Annotated in this window: 15 protein-coding genes; 6 read left to right on the top strand and 9 right to left on the bottom strand. The window is 41.4% G+C overall.

The annotated features are described in order from the left end of the window. The first annotated feature begins 1 nt into the window (after position 1). Positions 2-460: a DUF4385 domain-containing protein gene (locus ACEYW6_RS22405; protein WP_412981492.1), complete on the top strand. Its 459-nt coding sequence runs from the start codon at positions 2-4 to the stop codon at positions 458-460. A gap of 135 nt (positions 461-595) precedes the next feature. Here ACEYW6_RS22405 and ACEYW6_RS22400 read toward each other — a convergent pair whose 3' ends face one another. The 5 genes from ACEYW6_RS22400 to ACEYW6_RS22380 form a co-directional block, all read right to left on the bottom strand. Further along, positions 596-1,693, bottom strand: a complete 1,098-nt coding sequence (locus tag ACEYW6_RS22400) for an AI-2E family transporter (RefSeq protein ID WP_412981491.1) — start codon at positions 1,691-1,693, stop codon at positions 596-598. A gap of 119 nt (positions 1,694-1,812) precedes the next feature. After that, complete coding sequence (locus tag ACEYW6_RS22395) at positions 1,813-3,246, bottom strand: bifunctional orotidine-5'-phosphate decarboxylase/orotate phosphoribosyltransferase (protein WP_412981490.1); 1,434 nt, start codon at positions 3,244-3,246, stop codon at positions 1,813-1,815. A gap of 25 nt (positions 3,247-3,271) precedes the next feature. Further along, the gene (locus ACEYW6_RS22390; protein ID WP_412981489.1) at positions 3,272-3,865 is read right to left on the bottom strand and encodes a cytochrome b/b6 domain-containing protein; all 594 of its coding nucleotides are present in this window, start codon (positions 3,863-3,865) and stop codon (positions 3,272-3,274) included. A 170-nt stretch (positions 3,866-4,035) separates the two neighbouring features. Further along, on the bottom strand, positions 4,036-4,545 hold the full coding sequence (locus tag ACEYW6_RS22385) for a GNAT family N-acetyltransferase (protein ID WP_412981488.1): 510 nt from the start codon (positions 4,543-4,545) through the stop codon (positions 4,036-4,038). A 117-nt stretch (positions 4,546-4,662) separates the two neighbouring features. After that, positions 4,663-6,234 carry a sensor histidine kinase gene (locus ACEYW6_RS22380; RefSeq protein ID WP_412981487.1) on the bottom strand — a complete coding sequence of 524 codons (1,572 nt, stop codon included), beginning with the start codon at positions 6,232-6,234 and terminating at the stop codon, positions 4,663-4,665. 500 nt (positions 6,235-6,734) lie between these two features. Here ACEYW6_RS22380 and ACEYW6_RS22375 point away from each other — a divergent pair, with 500 nt between their 5' ends. Continuing rightward, complete coding sequence (locus ACEYW6_RS22375) at positions 6,735-8,102, top strand: AAA-like domain-containing protein (protein WP_412981486.1); 1,368 nt, start codon at positions 6,735-6,737, stop codon at positions 8,100-8,102. Between the two features lie 232 nt (positions 8,103-8,334). Further along, positions 8,335-9,024 carry a PD-(D/E)XK nuclease family protein gene (locus ACEYW6_RS22370; protein WP_412981485.1) on the top strand — a complete coding sequence of 230 codons (690 nt, stop codon included), beginning with the start codon at positions 8,335-8,337 and terminating at the stop codon, positions 9,022-9,024. 141 nt (positions 9,025-9,165) lie between these two features. Here the strand turns inward: ACEYW6_RS22370 and ACEYW6_RS22365 are convergent, their stop codons facing one another. The 4 genes from ACEYW6_RS22365 to ACEYW6_RS22350 all read right to left on the bottom strand — a co-directional run bounded on the left by ACEYW6_RS22365 (position 9,166) and on the right by ACEYW6_RS22350 (position 12,605). After that, positions 9,166-9,453 (bottom strand): type II toxin-antitoxin system VapC family toxin, encoded by a 288-nt coding sequence (locus ACEYW6_RS22365; RefSeq protein WP_412981484.1) that lies wholly within the window; start codon positions 9,451-9,453, stop codon positions 9,166-9,168. Between the two features lie 145 nt (positions 9,454-9,598). Beyond that, positions 9,599-9,841: a hypothetical protein gene (locus ACEYW6_RS22360; protein WP_412981483.1), complete on the bottom strand. Its 243-nt coding sequence runs from the start codon at positions 9,839-9,841 to the stop codon at positions 9,599-9,601. 15 nt (positions 9,842-9,856) lie between these two features. Next, positions 9,857-11,071, bottom strand: a complete 1,215-nt coding sequence (locus ACEYW6_RS22355; RefSeq protein ID WP_196509827.1) for a DUF790 family protein — start codon at positions 11,069-11,071, stop codon at positions 9,857-9,859. Next, positions 11,001-12,605, bottom strand: a complete 1,605-nt coding sequence (locus ACEYW6_RS22350) for a DEAD/DEAH box helicase (protein ID WP_412981482.1) — start codon at positions 12,603-12,605, stop codon at positions 11,001-11,003. The genes ACEYW6_RS22355 and ACEYW6_RS22350 overlap by 71 nt, the downstream gene beginning before the upstream one ends. 278 nt (positions 12,606-12,883) lie before the next feature. Here ACEYW6_RS22350 and ACEYW6_RS22345 point away from each other — a divergent pair, with 278 nt between their 5' ends. The 3 genes from ACEYW6_RS22345 (at position 12,884) to ACEYW6_RS22335 (ending at position 19,310) form a co-directional block, all read left to right on the top strand. Next, positions 12,884-14,011 (top strand): adenylate/guanylate cyclase domain-containing protein, encoded by a 1,128-nt coding sequence (locus ACEYW6_RS22345; protein ID WP_412981481.1) that lies wholly within the window; start codon positions 12,884-12,886, stop codon positions 14,009-14,011. Between the two features lie 261 nt (positions 14,012-14,272). After that, positions 14,273-17,392 (top strand): PAS domain S-box protein, encoded by a 3,120-nt coding sequence (locus ACEYW6_RS22340; protein ID WP_412981480.1) that lies wholly within the window; start codon positions 14,273-14,275, stop codon positions 17,390-17,392. 73 nt (positions 17,393-17,465) lie between these two features. Further along, positions 17,466-19,310, top strand: a complete 1,845-nt coding sequence (locus ACEYW6_RS22335) for a tetratricopeptide repeat protein (RefSeq protein WP_412981479.1) — start codon at positions 17,466-17,468, stop codon at positions 19,308-19,310. Positions 19,311-19,347: the final 37 nt, after the last annotated feature.

Here is a 19,347-nt window from a genome sequence, read left to right as displayed (position 1 = left end):
CATGCCATTTGATTATTCTTTAGACTTTAAGAATATTGATTTTCGCCAACATCCCGAACTATATCGTGTTGGCAAGGGTGAGCAGGGTGTACTTTTGGTAGAACCATACAAATCAGAAATTATTCCCTACTGGCGGTTCAAAACTCCTGATATTGCTAGAGAGTCAAGTGAAAAAATCTACGAGATGTTTCTTGTTTATCTAGAACAAGATGATTTTGTCGGAGCGGATATGGCACGAAAGTTTATCCAAATGGGTTATACTCGCTCTCGTCGTTATGCTAATCATAAAAGCGGCAGAAAATACAAACAGGACTCGCAAAAAGAGATTTTACCCTATGAAGTAGACCCTGTTAAAGCTGAATCAGCAGCAATATTTAAAGTCAAATGGATGCAAGCAAAGACAAATCAGAAATATCAAGAGCTTTTAACCAGACATAAGCAGAGATATGAAGTTGACTAGCTGTCTGTCAAGTCTAAAGTTATTTTTGTGATCATCTCCGTTGTAGCTCGATTTTTTCTTATGCTTAAAAGCGGGCAATTCTACAGGAGATTGTAATTTTGAATTACCTTGTCCCGCTACCCCCTCACAAATTAGTCATGATGCTGACTCCTCTACTAACAATTCTGATGCAGCATCACCATCAACAGGTTGATCGAAACCACTAGGTTTAGAAAAACCATCTGCTACATCTTTGATAAAACCAGCTACAGGTACAGCGATTAGCAAACCCAAGACTCCACCAACATTGGTTCCTACAAGCAAAGCAACTAACACCCATATTGGTCTAAGTCCAGTAAACTTGCCTAAAAGTCGTGGTGCGATCGCCTGATCAATTAACTGGTCAATGACAACAGCTACCGCAAAAACCTTCACTGCTAGCCAAAAGTCATGTGTGGCTATTATTAAAGTTATTACAACAAGACTGACAACATCGCCAAAGGGAATTAAGCTCAAAAGCCCAACTCCCAAACCGAAGAGTAAAGCAAACTGGACTTGAAAAGCTAAAAACAATAATGTTAGTGAAACACCCATCAGCAAAGCTAAAGTTCCCTGACCAATCAAGTAATTTTGGAAGTTTTGCTGAATTGACTGGCTTACCTGTTGAGGTAAACTCCCAGGTAACTTTTTAAATATCGCCTCCCAAATTCTTGGCCCATCTAACAACAGATAAAAAGTTATAACTACTATGATTAATGCCTCAGAAATACTATCAATCGTATCTCTGATAATGCTTAAAAGTTTATCTGAAACAAACTCTATCTCATTGGGTAATTGGTCAGTAATTTGTGTTAATAAATGACTCAGATTCACATTTATTTTGTGCCTTAAAAACCAATCATTTAAAACTTTAAGTTTTTCTTCGCTAGAATCAATCCATTGGGGAAGAACTTTGGCCATTTCATTAAATTGCTCTAAAATAATGGGAACTAAAGTAATACCCAGAGCAACAATAATTACCAATGCTAATATAAAAACTAATGATACTGCATAGCTGCGTTTAACTCCTCGTTGTTGGAGAATCGAAACAGGATAGTTTAAAACGAATGCAAGCAAAATAGCCAAGACAAGTATTGTTCCGACAGGTTGAAAAGTTTTAAAAAGTAAAAATGCTAGCCAACTATTGAGAAATACTAGAGGAAATAGCAGCGTAAAAATTAACCATTTAAGTAGTTGATTGAGTGAAAAATTCATAATTAATTTAAAAATCAAAATTATTCTAGTGACTAAATTGAACCTGGGGATTAAATATGAATAAGGGGACGGAGATGATGAAAATCTTTACCCATTTCCAATTTTCGGTTATTTGAGTACTAACTTTCATTAAAAGCTAAAAATTGCTCCTCATTTATTCGTCCAGCTTGATACAGAGTATTCGTAATTTCCGAAAGAGTTAAAACCGCATGACCGCGATAACCATTTTGCTGTAATTTATCTTTTACCCCTTGTTCATGGTCGATAAATACCACAATATCATTAACTTTTAATCCTGCGGATTCTAACTTTTTTGCCCCTTCCATGACACTTTTACCGCTGATGAGAATATCGTCAACCACCACAATCGTTTCGCCGGGATGAAAGTTACCCTCAATTACTCTCCGAGTTCCGTGTGCCTTCACCTCTTTACGAGGGAAAATCATCGGACAATGAAGGCGCAAAGCTAAACCGGTAGCAGTAGGCAAAGAACCGTAGGGAATACCTGCTAACCTATCAAAATGGAGATTCTTCAAAATATCCTCATAGGCAGTGAGAACTTGATTAAAAACTTGAGGATTGGAAATAATTTTGCGTAAGTCAATGTAATAAGGAAATATAGCTCCTGATGCTTGGACAAAGCTGCCAAACATAATGCAATCAATATCATAAAGTTGTAAAATCAAATCCTGTTGTGGGTGCTGATTTAGCAAACAAACATCAGGAAACCACACAGAACATGTAGAATTTTCGTGAATAATTTCAGTTTTGATTTGATTAATTTCTGCGCGTAAAGACTGGACTTCTTCAGATAGCTGTGTGTTTCCCAACATATCTTGAGGAACAGGAATCAGCAAACCATCACCGTTAGCATTCAAGCCTGCTTCTAAAATTTGCTTCAGGTTTTGACCATCTGCCCAGATGCTACGCGCCATAATAATTCTTTCAGGCGCAATTGCTCGAATAAGTGCTAAAACTTCAGGATTTGTAGTTCCCACTTCCAAACCCAATTGTTCTGGAGTTCCCCAGGTTTTTGATTCTTTTACTACCTGTAAATAAAGGGGCGATTCCTTTGTAGGATATTGCTGTAAAGTTTCTGCACCTGGATTAGAAGTACAGCATAAAATAAACACCGCTTTATCAGGATAGACCAAAAAAGGTGCTACATGATCTTGTCCTGTATAGGGACTAAGAGTGATTGCATCCACCTGCCATTCTGTAAACACAGTTTGAGCAAAAATGGTACTAGTATTTAAGTCACTGTGTTTAGCATCTAAAATAACTGGGATGTGCGCTGGAATAGCTGCTAAAGTTTTGTACAGCAGTTCTAAACCGGGAATACCTAATGCTTCGTAAAAGCCAAGTGTCGGTTTATAGGCACAAACGAAATCAGAAGTTTCAGCAATAATGAATTGTAACCATTTCTCCAAACCAGCGATGAGTTCTTCAGATTCATAACGCACAGGCATCATCTCTGGATTTGGATCAAGTCCTACAAACAGTAAGCTTTGATTTTGCAAGATATTACGATTCAATTTATCAAAAAAGTTCATATTTTTGTGAAAAAAAGATTATTTATCAAAACATTGATTCTGTTAATTCAGTACCACCAGCTTTCCGCCCTAATCGAGAGTGAATCACTGCAAATAAGATAACCATCGGTACTGAGGCAAAGTGAACGATTCGTAATGCTTGCCAACTGCCAAACAGATCCACAATCCAGGGAAATTGAGCAGGTTTATACATTCCTATTCCTGTAAATAACGCTAGAAGCAAAATAGGAATAATTGCTGTATAGGCAATCCGATGCCAAGCATAAATTAGACGCTTGGAATTTTGACTTTTTTGTAATGCTTTCAAGTCATTGGCACCGACAAACCGATGTCGCCAGCGCCGGGTAATTAAAACGTAAATTCCATACCACAGGAGATTTAGTGAAAATAGCCACATTGCTGCAAAATGCCAGTGTCTACCTCCAGCAAGCCAACCTCCTAAGGTAAATATCGGAGGAATGTGCAAACCTGCACGCCCACCAAAAACAGGGTTGGCGTTGTAAATTTGTAGTCCACTGGTGAGCATGATAAACAGGCTAATAATGTTACACCAGTGAAAAATTTTGGCTGCGATCGCTTGAGTGGGTCGCTTTCGAGTTTGGGAGGGGGTCAAATTCATAGATTTTGACTGATAAAATTTGCTGTTTATCTGTCTTGGGTGAATGGCCTAGCAAGTTTGGAGATGGGCATTAATCACCTTTATTTTCCCATCCTATGACTCAGTATTCTGACATTGATGATCTAACATCTGCTGTTTTAAATGTCAGTTTAGGTATGCTTAGAGGTGTTCTAAGCTAAATTGTCAAAATTGGGCAGTGTCTTACAGCAGTCTGCTCGTAATAAAATGATAAATTGCATTCCATCATTCTCTCGCTCAAACGACTGCTGATACTCGAATCCCAATTTCTGCCATACCCGTATCGCACGCTTATTGAATGCTGCGATCGTCACCCGACAAGCTTTTGGGTTAAATAAACTGTCTGCAAATTTCAATACGGCATTGGCATACTCAGCACCCTTTCCTCGTCCGGTCAAGTCAGGGCGAATTCCCATGCCAATATCTAGCGCCTGATCGCGGTAATCACCACCAGTGACCTGTCCATCTTGTCCAAAAGAACAGTAAGCTACCAACTCGCTATTTTTATCCACAATGCTATAGAAGTTATTCTGGGAGTGCAGAATATGTTGTAGTGAATTAGCTTCTTGCTCTGAGTAGTTGTATAGATCATAAGGTGGCTCATATCGCCAACTTAGGATAGCGCGTGCATTACTCTCATTGATTAGGTAAAACGTGAACATTACTTACTGTGCTGTTTGTACTACGCTAACCATAACTTTGAGATACGCTCAGTATAACGCCGCTTTGTTAATGCATCGACTTGCAAAAATTAACACCTCCTACTCAAGGCTAATTACTTAAAAGCTGGCGTGTTTTCTCATAGCGGTATAGTGTCTTGCTGTTGTATTCATCTCAATGACCAACTCTGTGCCTTGACCTAATTGAGAATTACACTTCAGTTTCCCTTGATGTTTTTCAACTATAATTTCCCGACTAATTGATAGTCCCAGTCCTTTTCCTTTTCCTACTGGTTTGGTGGTAAAAAATGGTTCAAATATCTGTCTTTGGATATGGGGAAGTATGCCTTTACCATTGTCAAAAATACGAATTATAACTTTGTGTTTTTTTCCTGTCCGTTTGTCATTTATCCAAGGTTCATTACTATTTACCAATGATAAATGACTGCTAATAATTTCTGTCTGAATAAAAATTCTAGGGGTAAATAAATAATCATGTTTCATCCTTTCTTCTAAAGCATCAATAGCATTAGTTAAGATGTTCATGAATACCTGATTTAGATCGCCAGGGTAACATTCGATTAAGGGCAATTCCCCATAGTCTTTAATTACTTCAATACCTGATCTATCTGGTTGTTCTTTCAAACGATGCTGCAAAATCCTCAGAACACTATCAAGTCCTTTATGCAGGTCAACTTTTTTCATTTGACCTTCGTCAGAGGTTGAAAAATTCCGCAAGGCGAAAACAATTTCTTTGACGCGCTCAGATCCGGCTCGCATTGACCACAGCAATTTTAAAAAGTCTGTCTTCACGAAACCAAGGTCGAGGCGTTGCAGATGTAAGGCAATGACTGGGGCCGGTTTGGGATAGTAATGTTGGTAAAGTTCAATGATTCTGATTAAGTCTTCAGCATATTGACTCGCAGGATGGAGATTGCCGTAAATGAAGCTAACGGGGTTGTTAATTTCGTTAGCCATATCTGCTACCAGTTGACCGAGGTTAGCCATTTTCTGGTTCTGTAATAACTGCCTTTGGGTATATTTAAGTTCTTCGAGGGTAATTTCTAGCTGCTGTGATTTTTCCTTAACTTGGTCTTCGGTAGATTGGCGTTGGGTAATTTCTGTTTGGAGTTGTTCAAATAGTTGGTATTGTTGAATAGCGTAGGCGCAGCCCGTCGTAGACATCGCTTTATCCTGACTAATATCCTTGTGCGTCCCCGCCATCCGCACTGGTTTACCGAATTCATCCCACTGAAATACTTTGCCACAAGCCAGAATCCACTTCCACTCACCGGATTTAGCCAGCATTCGTAATTCGACTTCAAACACAGGTGTGCATCCTTGGAGATAATCGTGCAATGTCTGGCGAATTCTCGCTAAATCCCCTGGATGTACAAGTCGCTCAAAGGATGTATAATCATTATCAATTTCGTCTTCTTCATACCCCAGAATGCGCTTCCACTGGGGATCATAATAAGTTTTATGAGTTACCAGATTCCAATCCCACAACCCCAAGCCACTGGCTAATAATGCCATTTGTAAGGCGGCTTGTGAGCATTGGCAAGGATCTAAATCTTCTTGAGATAAGTCTTTTTGTCCTTTTTGCAGTGGCTGTGATTCTGGGAAACTCTGAGAATCTTGTACTGAAAGTAGAGCTTCCGATTTATGAGTAGCGGGTTCTTCGATATGCATAGCTGCTGGTACGATGAGGAAGATGTCCTGTAGCTCTCTCTACGCTGTCTTAGCACCCTGACGATCCAGTTATGGACAGTACGGTTTTGTTAACAAATCGTCTACTTGGTTGATTAGGCTGTAACTTAGGTCAGAGATATATCAGCCCATATCATTAATTTGGATGGAATTGAGAAAAAGGTAAACGGACGAATGTAACCTCTGTTGCGATCGCCGTGGCCATTTTTTAGAAAAAAATCGCTACATTGTGTGCATCTATATTCTAAGATATGTCTAAAAAAAGTAGTTCAAATCACATATAATCACCTAAAAAGTCGAAAAATTTTGTAAAAAAAATTCTATGATTAAGTCATGTCAAATATTTTAGGATACAAATAAATTGTCAAGCCTTGTTTGTAGCTTTTTGGGAAAGGGCTGGCTGCTATCCATAGAAGGCAGGCTACATTGAGTTCCAAAGAATAATGGTGTGAGAAAATTTCATGCTTTAGAGCCGATGAGTAATGACTATAGATGAAGTAGTATTGCTACTAAAAGCCAGTCAAGCAACCGGTTTAACGACATTTCAAGAGATCATATTACGTTCTTCGTGGGAAGGAAAAACCTACACCAATATAGCCTGTGAAGCTCAGTACGACGAGGAACATGTCAGGAAAATTGCTGCTCATTTATGGCAATTGCTGAGTGATTTTTGCAAAGAACCTATAAATAAATCAAACTTCCGCCAGACTGTAGAAAATCATCGTCTTAGTAAAACACATCAGCAGTTAGTTAAGGAATTCAACAAAGCAGCCACGGCTATATCCTTAGAATTTCCTAGTGGCCCAGTATCCCTTAATTCCAGATTTTACATCCCTCGTCCGCCAATTGAGGAACTCGCCTACGCAAAAATGGCTGAACCTGGGAGTCTCATCTGCATCAAAGCACCCAAGAAGATGGGGAAAAACTCTCTGATTTTGCGGTTGCTTAAACACGCTAACAATCAAGGTTTGAGTACTGTAATGTTGGATTTTCAGCAAGCAGATAAAGCAGTATTTGCCAGTTTGGATAAATTTTTACGCTGGTTCTGTATCAACGTCAGTCGAGAATTGCAGCTAGAACCAAAACTCAATGATTATTGGGATGAAGATATGGGTAGCAAGGTGAGTTGTTCTATCTATTTCCAACAGTATTTACTGTCTGCGCTGGAAACTCCCCTTGTTTTGGTAATGGATGGAGTGGATTGGCTGTATGAGTATGAGGAAATTGTTGGAGAATTGTTACTATTGGTGCGATCGTGGCATGAACGAGCCAAAGGGGTAGAAATTTGGCAAAAACTGCGCCTAGTTCTAGTTTATTCAATGGAAATTTTTGTTCCTATAAAACTGACTCAATCACCATTTAATATTGGTTTACCGATTAAGCTACCTCCCTTTACAAAAGAACAGGTACAGGATTTAGCAGTACGTCACGGCTTGGATTGGACAGATAGTAAAAACGTCGAGAGTTTGATGGCAATGGTGGGGGGATATCCTTATTTGGTGCGCTTGGCTTTATATCACCTTGTGGGTAAAGGAGGACTAGAAGGGGATTTAGAACAGCTATTGCAACAAGCACCCACAGAAGCAGGAATTTATCACGAGTATTTAAGGCAGTTTGTGTTAGTGCTACAAGATGAGCCAGGATTGCAAGATGCTTTTTATGAGGTAATTAACGCTACAAATTATGTGCAATTAGAGCCAGCATTGGCATATAAATTACAGAGTATGGGGCTAATTAATTTAGAAGGCGATCGCAGTACTCCTGCGTGTGAATTATATCGTTTATATTTTCGACAATATCTGAAAAAAAGTGACAGTTTAAATAATAATTGTGTTGAACAGTTGTTTTAACATAAATTAAACTGGTAGCACAACGCGAGATTTCATGGCCATAAAGTTTATTCTGAGCGACTATATTGACGGAGCGATGTCTGACGAAAAGCCGAATGATTTAAAAGAATAAGCGGTAAATGTGACATTTTGCACTGTAACAAACCCTTACCCGCAGCCCCATTCTTTACAATGGAAAGGGGTTTTATTCACTTTCCTTCTTGAGGGAATCTCAAAGTCAACACACCAACTGATGCATGATACCCAACTGCTACCACGCATTAATGCTACAGCCAAAAGAGAAAATGGTAAACAATATTATGTAGATGCCAAGGGAAATCGCTTTCCCAGCGTTACTACAATACTCAATGCCACCAAATCACAAGCAGACAGAGACAGATTATTAAACTGGAAAACGCGTGTTGGCACAGAAGAAGCTAGCCGCATTACTACCACTGCTAGCCGTCGGGGAACCCAAACACACAAACAAATTGAGCGCTACCTCCTTGGACAAAATCCTGTTTGTCCCGAAGCCAGTCGCCCTTATTGGGAGAGTATCCAGCCAGTTTTACAACAAATCGACAAAGTTAGACTCGTGGAAGGCTCTGTTTTTCATCATGATTTGGGTTATTCTGGCAAAGTTGATTGTATTGCCAGTTATCAAGGTATTCCCTGTATTTGTGAGTGGAAAACAGCAGACAAACCCAAAGGTTCAATTGAGCATTTATATGAACATCCACTGCAACTTACGGCATACATAGGAGCAGCTAACGAATATTATCAAGATTATGGGATTCAGCTAAAGCACGCTCTCTTGGTAGTAGCAATTCCAGAAATGCCAGCAGAAGTATTTTGGTTTGAATCAGCAGTTATTAAAGATTACTGGGAGCAGTGGGAAAAAAGAGTCGCTGAATATTGGGAACGCAGAAGCGTTTGGGGTTAATCAGTAGGATTTCATAATTACCAAAATTGGAACCCCGCTTCTATTCCTCTCCCCGAAAGGTCGAAATGCTTTGATTCTTGCTCCCCTTCTCTACAAGGGAAGGGGTTGGGAGTTAGGTTTGAGATAAAGTTGCACACGGCGTTAACCTTGTAATGGAAACACACTAATTAATCCCGAAAATCTAGCAAAATCACTCGTGTTGTGAGTGAGTAACTGAGGAATGCCATAAACTAGCATCGTAGCGACAATATTTGCATCATGAACTTGCTTACCACCAATAGTAATTTGCTCCATTAGAGATAAAAGTCTTTCTGTCACTTGGGCGGTTTCATCAGCTACTCGAAATTGAGCTTGGAAAAATCGGGTACGCTCAATTATGAGTGCAACAGGTCGGGGATTCATCAATGCTTGTGGACGACTAAGAGTCATTAAGAATTCCCGCAACACCTGGCGACTAATCCATTATTCAATTCCTGCGTCATAAAGATTTTCAATAGCCTGTAGTGCTGCTTGGTGAAAGGGAGATTCGGACACATTTGCATACACTAAGATGTTTGTGTCCAGAAATACAGAGTTAGCGACCCCAATCACCATACATATCCTCACGTCTCAAAGAAAGGTTTTCAGGCCAAGGCCCATAATTATCTACAGGAAAGTTTAGAGGAGGGCGTTTTTCCTTGCTCTCTGCTTTCTCAGCCAAAGGCTTTTCATCAATTACTATTACTACCTGATGCTTACCCTCTGGAATATCCAATGGTAATTGCGCTGTAATCTTACCATCTTTGGTAACTGTGGCAATTGTTTCTATACTTTTCATCTCATTTATCCTTAATCAATCCATTACAGCTAACACAGCTTTCGGCAATAACTTATCTTTAAACCAAACAATTCTGGCGGGGACATCATTTAATTTTACTCCCGCCTTTTCTAAATTAAGTCGCTCAGAAATTGCCAAAATTAAGTCATCACGTCCAGCCCGCCGCACCTGAGAAAACTTCTTTTGTAAATATTCTGGTCGCCAATAGCCAACAATTTCTAATAAAAAGGTGCGTCCATCAGCATGTACCAAGCGAAAATCGGGAATCATCACACTACCAGGAATTGGTATCAAATCAACTTCTCGCTCTAACGCCCAACCACTTTTCAACGCATCCCACTTATCAGCAAAAGATGCTTCTAGCATACTATCGTAGGGCTTTCCTGGTGGATAATGGGATACCAAACCACATTCAGAATTGAGAGTAAAACGTCCAGTTTTCCAAGTGTTTGTATATGCATCGCGGGTTTGGAGAATGGAAGAAAGACTCCATTTAGTGACGTGAAGTAAAGCGGGAATAAGTTTAGCGATCGCTAACCCATATCGCGTACTAGGATTAAATAAACTCGTCGGCCCATCTATCGTAATTGTAAACCCGTGATCAGCATCACCCTCAATATAAGCCATCAATTGAAACAACTTTAGATAGCGAAATAACAGCTTATATTCACCCGGAACATTACGATGGGCATTTAACACCAGTTGACTGGCTTTATAAAATACACCCTGCACCTGAGATAAGTTATATCTATTTATCAAATCTGGCGCTGTTGGTGCATCAAAAACAGTCAAGATTTTATTTTCAGATAAATCAGCATATAGTCCATTACGAACCTGTTCTAGTAAAACTTCCCGCTCAAGTTCTTGAGTTAGCTCATCAGCAATTTTACTCAGAGTAACTTGTGTAGATTCTCGACTAGAAACAGACTTTGCAGCCAACGAAAACACCCGTTCTCTTAACATTTGTGGTTCCAGAGGACTAACCACCTCAAAAGTGCAAAAACTGCTTTTGAGAATATAAGCTAACCCTCGCTTCACCCGATAATCTGTAGAATCTCCTTCAAAATCAGTCAGTTGTCGCTCAAGTACACCTTGAGTCTTCCCCACTGCTGATTGAAAATAATTAATTAACTCAATCGCCAACTCTGAAGTTTTCTGATCAATCTTCAGTCTCTTCGGAATGATCTCCTCCCCGTTTTGGCGATGCATCAGTAAGTCTGTCGGTAACATCTGCTGAATTTTGGATTTTAGATTTTGGACTTCCGGTTGAATAATTAATTTCTAACTGTTCCGCAGCCTTCAAACTCCGTTCCTTCCCACTCCCATACACAACCTGTAACTTCCCTTTCTTCTCCTCCTCCTCTCTGCGTCCTCCGCGCCTCTGCGGTTCGTCTCTCCTCTCCCCTCTCCGCCTAGCCGAAGTCCCCTCCTCACTCGTATCCTCCGCCACCACCTCATACAAAATTGCCTGTTTATTCTCAATATTCCCCTTCCGTAAAACCCTCCCCAAGCGCTGAGTATACTCCCTAGCCGAACCCGTCCCTGATAAAATAATCGCCACAGAAGCCGCCGGCACATCAACCCCTTCATTCAACACATGAGAAGCAACCAAAGTATTAAATTGACCCTCTCGAAACTTTGTTAATATCTCATGCCGTTCTTTCACAGGAGTTTGATGAGTAATTGCCGGAATTAGCAACTCTTGAGAAATGCGATAAACCGTTGCATTATCCGCAGTAAAAATCAAAATTCGTGCCGGATAATGTTCTGCCAATAAATTAATCAGAATTCGCAATTTACCATCAGTACCCAAAGCGATATCTTTCGCTTCCCGGTGCGCTAACATAGCTCTACGTCCAGATTGCGATCGCGCACTCATTTGCACGAACATTTGCCAACCTTGCAAACTCCCCAAAGAAATCTTGGATTGTTTCAAAAAGTCGTTCCGAGTTTGAATTAGTTGATTGTATCTTTCGCGCTCAAGTTGCGATAACTTTACCTTAATTTGGACAATTTCATGTTCTGCTAACGCCTTCCCCGCCAAATCTTCAGCGCGTTTGCGATATACTTCTTGACCAATGAGGATATTTAAGTCAGCGTGTTTACCATCGGTGCGTTCCGGTGTAGCGGAGAGTCCAAGACGATAAGGTGCGATCGCATATTCAGCAATCACCCGATTAAAATCTGTCGGTAAATGATGACATTCGTCAAAAACAATCAATGCATATTGATTCCCTAACGTCTCAGCGTGAATTGCTGCACTATCATAAGTTGCAACTAAAATTGCCGTTCTATCCCGCGAACCACCTCCCAGCAATCCCACCTCAGCATCAGGGAAAGCCGCTACCAAATGTGCATACCACTGATGCATTAAATCCAAAGTTGGCACCACAATTAGCGTCGTGCGCGGCGTTGACTGCATCGCCATTTGCGCCAAATAAGTCTTTCCCGCCGCCGTGGGAAGCACAACAACCCCTTGTCTACCCGCCAGTTTCCAAGCCGCTAGCGCCTCAGTTTGGTGAGGATAGGGTTCCATTTCCAGGCTGGGTACCAAATCTACAGGATAAAATTCCTTCGCCTCATCGATAAAATTCACATCTTCCGCTTGTAGTGCTTCCACTAGCGATCGGTATCTAATTGCTGGAATGCGGAATTTCTCAACTCTATCATCCCACGTAGCATAATCCATCCAACCTTTGCCGCGTGGTGGTGGATGCAAAATTAATGTGCCACGATCAAAATTTAGTGTAGGGGTACGGGCCATGAGTATTGGGCATTGGGCAGGGTAGCAAGAGAGTGGAGGGGCGAATAATAACTCCTCAGTCAACAGTCAACAGTCAACACTCCCTTGATTACTAATAACGCAAAAAGTGCATGATTCATCCAAGTAACTCTGACAAAACCCAACTAGATACGCTCATTAGTCATGGAATGTCTGATCGACAAACCAACAATAACCTTGTCGAATCTTATAAAGAACAGCGACAGAACTTTCTGCTAAAACGGCTGCAATTACAGGCGCAGATTATGCTGGTAGCTGGCTTGACTTTAATCGCTTTTTTTCTTTGGGCAAATTCACATCTAGAAGGCAAGATATACGCTTTTAAAATTGGTATTGTAGTAGAATTATTCACTCTTATTTGTTGGGGTTTATGTAAAACTCCTATCGGCCGCCGTCATTCTGACTTAATTTTTTTGAGTTTATGCTGGTCTGTAACTTGTGCTGTCCAAATTGATATAGCTTTGCTGTTTAATGATTTGGAACCTAGAAGCAATATTTGGACTCTGATGTTTCTCACTCAGGCTATGATTGTTCCAGTCCAATGGTGGATGCATTTAATATCTCAACTTGGAACAATAATTTGCTATTTAACTTTATATATTTTATCCAAACCTATCTTGAAAAATCCATCAGCTTTTTATGCTGAACAAGGATTATACTTCTTTTGGACTTGCATAATTTGTGTATTTTCTGTCTATTTATACGAACGCTTGCGCAAAAAAGAATTTTACGCCCGCAAGGCAATGGAGCTAGCCCAGCAAAAATCAGAAAGACTGCTACTAAATATCCTGCCAGAGATGATTGCAGAACAATTAAAACAACAGCCTACAACTATTGCCGATAGTTTTCTGGAAGTTACGGTACTGTTTGCCGATATTGTCGGTTTTACAGAGCTTTCAACTCGTACATCTCCTGCGGAATTAGTCGAGTTATTAAATACAATATTCTGTTTGTTTGACCAATTAGCAGAACTTCATGGGGTAGAGAAAATCAAGACCATTGGCGATGCATATATGGCTGTTGCTGGATTGCCAAATCAGTCTAAAAACCATGCTCCAGCTATAGCTAATATGGCATTGGATATGCAAAATGCTATAGCTATCTTCAATGTAGAAAACAACCAAGTATTTCGCATCCGTATTGGCATTAGTACTGGGCCAGTAGTGGCAGGGGTAATTGGGCTAAAAAAGTTTGCCTACGATCTTTGGGGAGATACAGTAAATACTGCAAGTAGAATGGAATCACATGGTATAGCAGGTAGTATCCAGGTTTGTGAAGCAAGTTATCAGCTTTTAAAGGATAAATACTTATTGGAGAAACGAGGTTTAATTCAGGTTAAAGGCAAAGGAGAAATGATGACTTATATACTAAAAGCAATTAATTCATAAACTTAATATATCTATGCTTTTTGATGGAGAATCAAAAAGCATAGATGTATATAATTAGAGCGACAACTATCAGGTTATTGAACATTTGCTAAAACTGAGTTTTACTACTTTAGATAGATTCGCAGCAACTAACTGCTTAGGGGTGTATTTTTCCGATGCATAATAGGTGTTGAGCGATGTCTACGACAGGCTACGCCAACGCATTGTCTAGCTGATTTTGGGAATAATCCTTTAGCTAGCTGCATAAAAGGAGAAGCCACATTGAAAGGAATACGTTCCCTTCTAATACCCTATGCTGTGGCACTATTGGCTGTTGGTAGCGCATTGCTACTAACACTATTGCTACAGCCACTACTGAAACCAACTATTTTCCTGCTGTTTTTTGCTGCCGTGGCCGTTAGTGCCTGGTATGCCGGCATGGAAGCAGGATTGCTGACTACCGCTTTGTCTGCTTTAGCCGTCAGCTACTTTTTCTTAGAGCCAGTATTTTCGCCCTTTGTTGATAACCTAGACAGCATAGTGCAGTTAGGCAGGTTTATGCTGGTGACAACACTCATCACTTTGCTGAACTCAGAGCTACGCACTGCCAAACAACATCTTCAAATGAGTTTGCAGAAGCTACAGGTGAGCGAAGCTAGGTTGAGAAGGTTGGTAGATTCCAACATCATTGGGGTAATTGTAGCCAATATGGACGGGGCGATCGCAGAGGCTAATGATGCTTTTTTACGAATGGTAGGTTATTCGCAGGAGGATTTGCTAGCAGGGCGAGTTCGATGGCGTGACATGATACCACCAGAATATATTGAAGCAAATAACAGCGCAATCGCAGAACTCACAACCAAAGGCGTGTGTCAGCCCTTTGAGAACGAATACATCCGCAAAGATGACAGCCGTGTTCCCATTTTATTAGGTTGCGCCTTATTAGAAAATAATCCAGAGGATGTTATCTGTTTTGTACTTGATTTAAGTGAACGTAAACAAGTAGAGCTTGCCCTTGGCAAAAGCGAAGAACGCTACCGCACTTTTTTAGAGCAGAGTTCAGAAGGTATTTGGTGCATTGAACTAGAGGTACCAATTTCGCTAGATTGTCCAGAAGATGAACAAATTCAACATTTTTACCAATATGTTTACTTAGCGGAATGCAACAATGTTATGGCGCAGATGTATGGCTTTTCTCGTGCCGAAGAAATCATCAGCGCCAGACTAGGAGACTTGCTCGTTCCCTCCGATCCACATAATATTGCATACCTGCGTAGTTTTATCCGTTCTAACTACCGACTCATTGATGCAGAGTCTCATGAAATAGATAAGCAAGGTAATTCCAAATATTTTTTGAATAATCTGGTAGGAATTGTCGAAAATGGCTTTTTAGTCAGAGCGTGGGGAACTCAACGCGACATTACAGAACGCAAGCGATCAGAAGCAGCACTGCGTCAACGAGAAGATCAACTCCGCCTGATTACAAATGCTGTGCCCGTCCAGATTTCTTATGTTGATGGGGAGCAGCGTTATCGCTTTAATAATAAAGGATATGAAGACTGGTTTGGAATTCCTACTTCGGAAATTTATGGTAAACACATTAGAGAAATTGTCGGAGAATCAGTTTATCAGTCAATTCTGCCTTATGTAGAAAAGGTACTTTCAGGAGAGCAAGTAACTTACGAAACCCAATTACCCGATAAAGATGGCATAAACCATTACGTGAATGTCACTTACGTTCCCCAGTTTAGTCAGCAAGGAAAAGTTGAAGGATTTGTTGCCCTAATCACAGATATTACACTTCACAAGTTAGCAGAAGCAGCTCTCAAACAGAGCGAGAAACGGTTAAAGACACTCACAGAAAAAGCCCGCGTGATTCCTTGGGAGGTAAATGCTAGGACTGGGAATTTTACCTATGTAGGGCCACAAACTGTTGAGATTCTTGGCTATCCATTGTCAGACTGGTACACCGATAATTTTTGGGCAAAATGTATACATCCAGAAGATCGGGAGTGGGCTATCCAGTATTACCAAGAATCTTCGCTCTCACTAAATAATTACGAACTTGAATACAGGGTGTTGGCTGCTGATGGCAGAGTCGTGTGGTTATATGACATTGTTAATGTCGTGCGGGATGAGGATGGAGCGCAGCTACTACATGGGTTCATGATTGACATTACCGATCGCAAGCAAGCAGAGCAAGAACGCGAACAACTGCTTGAGCGCGAACAAGCAGCACGCGCCGATGCAGAAGCTGCAAACCGGATGAAAGATGAATTTCTCGCCACACTCTCCCACGAACTCCGCACACCCCTAAACGCCATATTGGGCTGGACACAGCTACTTAGGAATCGCAAGTTTGATGAAACTACTACTGCGCGGGCACTAGAGACAATTGAGCGTAACACCAGATCCCTAGCTCAACTGATTGAAGATGTCTTAGATGTCTCGCGGATTATTAGAGGCACACTCCATTTAAGTATTCATCGGGTAAAACTTGTACCACTTGTAGAGGCAGCAATCGATACTGTGTATCCAGCAGCCCAGGCCAAAGAGATTAGCATCAAGTGTAAATTTGACCCGGAAGTAGGGGTAGTTGTGGGTGATGCCAACCGCTTGCAACAGATTGTGTGGAATTTGCTCTCCAACGCCGTTAAGTTTACACCCAAGGGGGGAAGAGTTGATGTGGAATTGGAGCGAATTGAATCATGCGTGCAAATTCGAGTCAGTGATACAGGAGTGGGAATTGCTGCCGAATTCCTAGCCCATGTATTTGAACGCTTCCGTCAAGAAGACAGTTCCAGCACGCGATCGCATGGTGGATTAGGATTAGGGTTAGCGATCGTCCGCCACTTGGTAGAATTACACGGCGGCACAGTCTCTGCCGAAAGTTCAGGAATTGGACAGGGGGCAACATTCATTGTGAATCTGCCAATGAAAGCCGTTTATGTAGAGACTAATACGGCGGAGCAGCTTTCATCTGTTGGAGATACCCAAGAGACTAACTATTACTTGCCAAAGCTAGATGGCTTGCGGGTGCTGGTTGTTGATGATGAGGCAGACGCGCGTCATTTGCTGACTACGATTCTGGGACAGTATGGTGCCCAAGTCATGGCTGCTCCATCTGCAAGTGATGCACTGCTTGCCCTGCAACAGTTTCACCCCCATATACTGGTGAGCGATATTGGTATGCCACAAGAAGACGGCTACACACTAATTCGTCAAGTCAGGGCGCTACCAACAGACCAAGGTGGACGGATTCCAGCAGTGGCGCTGACAGCCTATGCTAGGGCAGAAGATCGCACGCAAGCCCTGTTAGCAGGCTTTCAACTTCATGTCCCCAAGCCAGTCAATCCGGGCGAATTAGCAGCCGTAGTTGCCAATCTCACCGGACGGACTTGAATAATTCAAAATTTCCCCACCTCTGCTGCTAAGACTAGAATTAGAATTGACGTGATGTTTCCTAGTAGCTAAAGTGTCAGATTCTCTGCCATTGCGCGATCGCTATCTTGCCTTAATCGATGAAATTGTCGAAACCACCCTCAAGGGCAAAATTAGCTCTGTTGAGATGGTGTATCAAATGCTGCTTAAAGGGATCACTTCCGGTACAGGGGAAGTCTTTGAGCTAGCTTTGAGCGATCGGCTGAATGCTCTCCAAAGCCAAGTCGATAGTGAAAAAGATGAACTCAAAAAAGCCAAGGCGACTCGGAGTTTGAGAGCGATTAAGACTATTCAAAGTCAATGGCAACGCTCTTCAGAGCAAAACAAAGCCACAGAAGCGATCGCCTCCGCAGTTACAGAAATTACCACAGCCTCTGCTGACGAACGTCTGGCGGCATTTATACGGGTTACTGACCCCAATCAGAAGTATCCGCTAAATTTACAACAGCTACAGCAATTGTCAAAAGCATTGCTGCAATTTGCTCAGGCAGATGCTGATTTAGAACAATTTTCTGAAGGGATTACCCGTGGTTTAGCTTCTTGGCAGCAATTGCAAGACAACTTGCTCAGTTGGATGTACGAGCAAAAAGAATCTTTGGGATTTGGCGGCGTACCGGGAGAACGTGGCCCTTGGGCAAGTTGGGCTAAACAACTCAATAGTGAGTTACCCAAAACGCTGCTTCGCACCTTGGCTATGGAAGAATCGGCAATTGACTTTGCCGAGCGACAACGAGGAATCACCCTCAGAGATTGGGTGGAAATGGCATTGATTTTACAGTTCTTGCAACGGGGACTAATTAACTGGTTTGACCAACAAGCTTACGATGTTAAAGCGGGGCCAAAGTTGTCCATTTCCACTTTTTTGACCTTTGCAGTGATTTGGAGTCAGTTAGCAAGTGGTTTTGGCAGCATTGGCAAAATATACGGCGATGCCTGTTCTCAAATCATGCTCCAGATTTTGCGAACCTTTGCCCAGCGTCCGTATTTTCCCTTTTACGGCGGGATTTTTGCCTCTTTTACTGGCACTTATTTGCGAGATGCCCTTGATTATTTGGATGAGCCATTGCGTCGAGGCGAGGGAACCCAAGAAAAGGCGCGAATTTTGACACTTTTAGGCTATTCACAACGTGCTTTGGGACAATACCAGCGCTCTATTGATTTTCATCAGCAGGCGCTAGAGATAGCCAGAAATGCAGGCGATCGCGCCTGTGAAATTGCCAATCTCAACCACCTCAGCCGCACCTATGTGCAAGAGCAAAATTATGCTGAGGCAATTAACTATAGTCAACGAGCATTAATACTAAGTCGCCAAGTAGGCGATCGCACAGGAGAAGCAAACGCGCTGGTAAATTTAGGTTACAGCGAAGTTATGCAGGCTCAGGAATTGGAAAACCTAGAACCGGAAACTTATGAAGCCGCAATTAACTATTTGGAACAAGGTTTAAAATTATCAGAGAAATTAGGCGATATTCAAAGTAAAGCCTTATGTGTCAGCAGCTTAGGAATTGCTTATCTAGTAATTGGAGAACACCAAACGGCAATTAAATATCTCGAAGATGGCTTTAAAACAGCGCAAGTTTCTGGCGATTTGTATCTGCAAGGGCGGAACTTAGCTTATTTGGCAGAAGCTTATTACCATCTACAAAATTCGGACAAAACTATTTACACAGGCTGCTTGGGAATGTATCTTTTGGAGCAAATTGCTTCTCGTGAGTGGCGACAACCGGCGGGGTTACTGACAATTTTACAAGGACAGATAGGGGCAGAAGCTTTCCAAAAGTTCTTACAGCAACATCGCCCGAAAATTATTGCGATTATCGGTGTAGATGGGTATGATCACATTCCGCAATTGTTAGAAGAATACAAGCAAGATATGTAATACCAATTTGAAAAAAGAATGCGACAAATAGACTATT

Origin of the sequence: Nostoc sp. UIC 10607 (genome assembly GCF_047228265.1) — a bacterium.
Lineage (GTDB): Bacteria > Cyanobacteriota > Cyanobacteriia > Cyanobacteriales > Nostocaceae > Nostoc > Nostoc foliaceum_A.
The sequence above is the reverse complement of the archived record's forward strand: the minus strand, read 5'-3'. Positions and strand labels throughout refer to the sequence as shown.

Bases quoted from the DNA above. Each gene is read 5' to 3' on its own strand.
- ACEYW6_RS22405 (WP_412981492.1), top strand. From the start codon at position 2: ATGCCATTTGATTATTCTTTAGACTTTAAGAATATTGATTTTCGCCAA.
- ACEYW6_RS22360 (WP_412981483.1), bottom strand. From the start codon at position 9,841: ATGAAAAGTATAGAAACAATTGCCACAGTTACCAAAGATGGTAAGATT.
- ACEYW6_RS22390 (WP_412981489.1), bottom strand. From the start codon at position 3,865: ATGAATTTGACCCCCTCCCAAACTCGAAAGCGACCCACTCAAGCGATC.
- ACEYW6_RS22350 (WP_412981482.1), bottom strand. From the start codon at position 12,605: ATGGCCCGTACCCCTACACTAAATTTTGATCGTGGCACATTAATTTTG.
- ACEYW6_RS22385 (WP_412981488.1), bottom strand. From the start codon at position 4,545: ATGTTCACGTTTTACCTAATCAATGAGAGTAATGCACGCGCTATCCTA.
- ACEYW6_RS22400 (WP_412981491.1), bottom strand. From the start codon at position 1,693: ATGAATTTTTCACTCAATCAACTACTTAAATGGTTAATTTTTACGCTG.
- ACEYW6_RS22380 (WP_412981487.1), bottom strand. From the start codon at position 6,234: ATGCATATCGAAGAACCCGCTACTCATAAATCGGAAGCTCTACTTTCA.
- ACEYW6_RS22355 (WP_196509827.1), bottom strand. From the start codon at position 11,071: ATGTTACCGACAGACTTACTGATGCATCGCCAAAACGGGGAGGAGATC.
- ACEYW6_RS22375 (WP_412981486.1), top strand. From the start codon at position 6,735: ATGACTATAGATGAAGTAGTATTGCTACTAAAAGCCAGTCAAGCAACC.
- ACEYW6_RS22395 (WP_412981490.1), bottom strand. From the start codon at position 3,246: ATGAACTTTTTTGATAAATTGAATCGTAATATCTTGCAAAATCAAAGC.
- ACEYW6_RS22365 (WP_412981484.1), bottom strand. From the start codon at position 9,453: ATGACTCTTAGTCGTCCACAAGCATTGATGAATCCCCGACCTGTTGCA.
- ACEYW6_RS22370 (WP_412981485.1), top strand. From the start codon at position 8,335: ATGCATGATACCCAACTGCTACCACGCATTAATGCTACAGCCAAAAGA.